The sequence below is a fragment of the Streptomyces sp. NPDC054956 genome, from assembly GCF_053609185.1.
This window is the reverse complement of sequence record NZ_JBSGXB010000489.1, coordinates 1-3,735: the sequence shown is the minus strand read 5'-3', so window position 1 is coordinate 3,735 and position 3,735 is coordinate 1. Positions and strand designations below refer to the sequence as shown.

At 59.7% G+C, this 3,735-nt stretch carries 3 protein-coding genes and 1 tRNA gene; 2 read left to right on the top strand and 2 right to left on the bottom strand.

Annotation, left to right across the window (positions count from 1 at the left end):
• Positions 1–159: 159 nt before the first annotated feature.
• Positions 160–250, bottom strand: a tRNA-Arg gene (locus tag ACWGDE_RS37160).
• A gap of 268 nt (positions 251–518) precedes the next feature.
• A complete protein-coding gene (locus tag ACWGDE_RS37155) occupies positions 519–1,007 on the bottom strand; it encodes a very short patch repair endonuclease (RefSeq protein WP_453393497.1) in 489 nt (162 codons plus the stop codon).
• Between the two features lie 419 nt (positions 1,008–1,426).
• Between ACWGDE_RS37155 and ACWGDE_RS37150 the strand changes: the two genes are divergently transcribed.
• Positions 1,427–2,662 (top strand): DNA cytosine methyltransferase, encoded by a 1,236-nt coding sequence (locus tag ACWGDE_RS37150; RefSeq protein WP_453393496.1) that lies wholly within the window; start codon positions 1,427–1,429, stop codon positions 2,660–2,662.
• Positions 2,663–2,668: 6 nt separating this feature from the next.
• Positions 2,669–3,574, top strand: coding sequence for a XamI family restriction endonuclease (locus ACWGDE_RS37145; protein WP_453393495.1), 906 nt, complete (start codon positions 2,669–2,671; stop codon positions 3,572–3,574).
• Positions 3,575–3,735 lie beyond the last annotated feature (161 nt).

The window sequence follows — 3,735 nt, the reverse complement described above, 5'->3', positions numbered from 1 at the left end:
TTCTTTCATGCCCGCGGTCGCACCCGTACCTCCGTCCAGATGATCACCCGCGCCCGCATGCCTCGAACGAAATCCGGTTTGCCACAACGCACTGAGTTCGGGCCTTCATGCTTGGCACTTCAGCTGGTCAGCGATGTAATCGCGGTGTTCCGGCTGGAGTGCCCCCGGCAGGATTCGAACCTGCGCACACGGCTCCGGAGGCCCCGTGCGTCCCACGCGTTTCGGCTGGTCAAGCGACTACAAGACGGGCTTCTGGCGCCCCGCGTCCACGTATGGGCCGCGGACAGCGGAAGCGGCTACTTCAGCTGATCGACGATGTACCCCGAGCTGTCATCTCGGCGCGAGACCCGCCGCCCATCGTCCTCCCGCTGGAAGAGGGCAAAGCCGCGAGACTTCATCGGCTGACCGCACTGGGGACATCTAGGCGGGCCACTAGACACACTGGGCGCCCTCGTACCGGTGTGGAAGAACGTACGCCAGTGCATACGGCTCTTGAGGTCCCGAGGCATTACTGCAGGTCATAGCCTCACATGTGGCTCGCCGGACGGGCTCTGTTCCACAGATGGTCCGTGCATAGATGGCTCGGCTTCGGAGTGGATCGCCGCTTCCGCGAGTGGTTTAGGTTGCGGCCTGCCACTTCGGGCGTGAACGGATTGAGCTATCGACCGGGCGGCCTGGATGGGATCTTCGTGTTCCCACACGCGGATAGCGAGCCAGCCGGCGGCGTCAAGCTGCATGTCTGTGTCACGGTCGCGGTCTTGGTTCCTGAGAATCTTGTTAGCCCAGTACTCAGAATGAGTCAGGGGGGTGCTGTGATGCTCGGGACAACCGTGCCAGAAGCAGCCATCAAGGAAGACGGCGACCCGAGCGCGACGGAATACCAGGTCAGCTGTGCGCCGCAGATTGGGTAGAGGTCTCGTGCACACTCTGTAGCGCAAGCCCAGAGCATGGACTGCTCTACGCAGGGCCAGCTCGGGTTGCGAGTCGCGGCTGCGGTTGGCACGCATGGTTGAGCGCGCCGCGTCGCTCGATGCCCATGACGGACGTGGGGACGTGGCCATATAGCCACCGTAGCTCTTGCCACGTCGTCCACAGGTGGTGTGCGGGCCGGAGATCCTGTCGCAGTAGCGGCAGATACGGTCGAGGAAGTCGGCCCCAACGAAGATCGCCACTGTCTGGCAGGCGGGGTGACATATACGACAAATTGTCGATTGCGGCAGCCTCTTCCGGGACGTAGGGCCCGCGCCGCGCCTCGTGCGACGTTGTGGGTCTTGAGCCTGCCCCAGTTCTCACACTGGCCTGTCACTGCCCGGTAGCATCATGGGTAGTCGAGTCCAAGGTCAGGGAACACGCAGGCCGAGCGAGCACCCGCTCCGTTGGTGTGAGACCCCACTAGCCCACCATGCAGCGTCAGTGAAGGAATCTTTTGAGTACCTCCAATAGTGAGAGGCGGCCAACTCTCGTTTCGCTCTTCTCAGGAGCCGGCGGGATGGATCTCGGCCTTGAGCGAGCAGGGTTCCATACAGTCTCCGCTAATGACTTCGACGCGAACTGTATGAAAACTCTGGAAGAGGTCCAGCGGCTCAAGATTCCAGTTCGTGGGCAAGGAGGAGCTACACATCTAGACGGTACGCGGCTGCTGCATGGGCCAGCCGAGAGCTTGAAAGCATCCGATCTCAGGCCTGAAGGGGCAACGAGTCGATGGCGTCCGGATGTGCTCGCTGGCGGCCCGCCGTGTCAGCCATTCAGTTCGGCAGGTCGACAGAAGGGGATTGAAGACCCTCGCGGTAAGTTGTTCCTGGAATTTGTCGCGCTTGCGGAGCAGTTGAAGCCCAGGCTGATTCTATTCGAGAATGTGCGGGGTTTGGTCACGGCGAAAACGCCAGACGGTGAGCCCGGTGGCGTTCTGCGGCTGATTCGTCAGTCGTTTGAGGAAATTGGCTATGCGACACGCTTCAAGCTCCTGAACGCTGCGGATTTCGGTGCGCCACAACGCCGGATTCGTCTCTTCATGTTCGCCGCACGAGACCGTGCTTTGCCTGATTTTCCAGAGCCGACCCACAGTAAGAACGCTGGGGATATGCTCGTGAGTGACCTCAAGCCTTGGGTTTCGCTAGGAGAGTTCCTTTCCAGCCAGCCGGCTCCGTCCCCCGAGGATGTGGTGGTTCCCACCGGGACGCTGGTCGAAGAAATGGCAAACCTGGTTCCAGGGACCGGAGTCAAGTCGACAGGGATCGTTGAAGCGAATCGACCGAGCGGTCACTGGGGATACCGCCAGGACCGATTCTTGGCGGACTTGTCCCTTCCTGCTCGAACGATCAGAGCGGCCAGCACGCCTGACTGGATCAGAACAGAGGACGGCACGCTTCGCAGGTTGACCTGGCGCGAATGTGCGGCTGTTCAGGGGTTTCCCAGGGAGTGGGAGATTCAGGGCAATGTAGCCAGCAGATTCCGCCAGATCGGAAACGCGGTTCAGGCCGACATGGCTGAGAAGTTGGGGGCCATGCTCATGGCCTCTCTTGCAGGCGGAAGGAGGGTTGTTCCGAGTTCCGCTCCGTGGCCTGCCGAGTTTCACAAATGGATAGCGTATACGGCGATGGAGCATCAGACGAACGGCAAGCATCGCGCTGCTGCGCGAGAGCAAAGAGAAAAGGCTGGTTAGTGGGGGATGGTACAGACTTGGAAATTCCCTCGGGAATGGTCTGTTGATGAACTTTCCAGTGCTCGCTCGCATTCTGAGGAGCTCTTTCGTCAGGGGAGGAAAGAGGAGGGGCCGCGGGCTTTTGAGGCCGTTTATAGGGAGCTTGAGTCGAAGGTACGGGAAGTCTTTTCCGTAACCTCTAATCTCCAGGACCTTACTGGTGGCGTCTTCCTGTATGACCCTTCCATTTGGCGTGCCCTTCGCTATTTTTGCGCACCTCCGGTTAGCGAGGAGGATCTGTGGACGCTGGTTGGGCATAAATTCACCACGGTGCCAGCCGATTTGTCGGATGACACTGCTGATGTGATACGTGAAGTTCTTGACCCTGTTAGGTTTCCCTGGCTCTCTGAGGGGCGGGAGCCCACTGCGACCGAGCAGGAGTCTGCCGTAATGGCGACAACGGCATTGTGGGCTTTGGAGCTCCTGCGTACTAGGCGACGCGGGGCCGCGAGCAAGGCGCAGGAAGCGCAAGTTGCTGAGACTCTCAACGAAATAGGTTACTCGCTAGATTCCAGGCGAGGGGACATTAACGTCCTTGATGTGTTGGAACGTGGATCTTTTTCGCGTGAGCGTAAAGTGGCCGGCGCTAAGTGCGATGTGCCGATTCGTCTCAAGGATGGCCGTCTGCTAGCTGTTGAATGTAAAGTGTCGAACGGTCCAAAAAACTCCTGGAAAAGATTGATCAGAGAGTGTGGCGGTAAGTCGGAGACCTGGCGGGCGAAGTTTGGTACGCAGGTTGTCACCGTGGCCGTCCTGGCAGGGGCATTTGATCTTTCTTGCCTTGCGAACGCGCAGAAAATCGACGGGCTCTGGATTTTCTGGCAGCATGACTTGGATTCGTTGGCTGAATTCATTCAATCGATCGATGCTTAAGGCGTCTGATCGGCCAACCTGAGATAGGTGTGTCCTTTTACGGCGAAGCCCTGCTGTCATCCCGTCTGCCGTCGTCCCACACGGAGTGGTAGCAGGGCAGTCGCCAGGGGCCCAGGTGGAGCGCCCTGCTGGACGAACGACCTGGGCCCCAGAAGCCTGGT

Excerpts from the sequence above, each read along its gene's own strand:
- ACWGDE_RS37155 (WP_453393497.1), bottom strand. The coding sequence starts at position 1,007 with ATGCGTGCCAACCGCAGCCGCGACTCGCAACCCGAGCTGGCCCTGCGT.
- ACWGDE_RS37145 (WP_453393495.1), top strand. The coding sequence starts at position 2,669 with ATGGTACAGACTTGGAAATTCCCTCGGGAATGGTCTGTTGATGAACTT.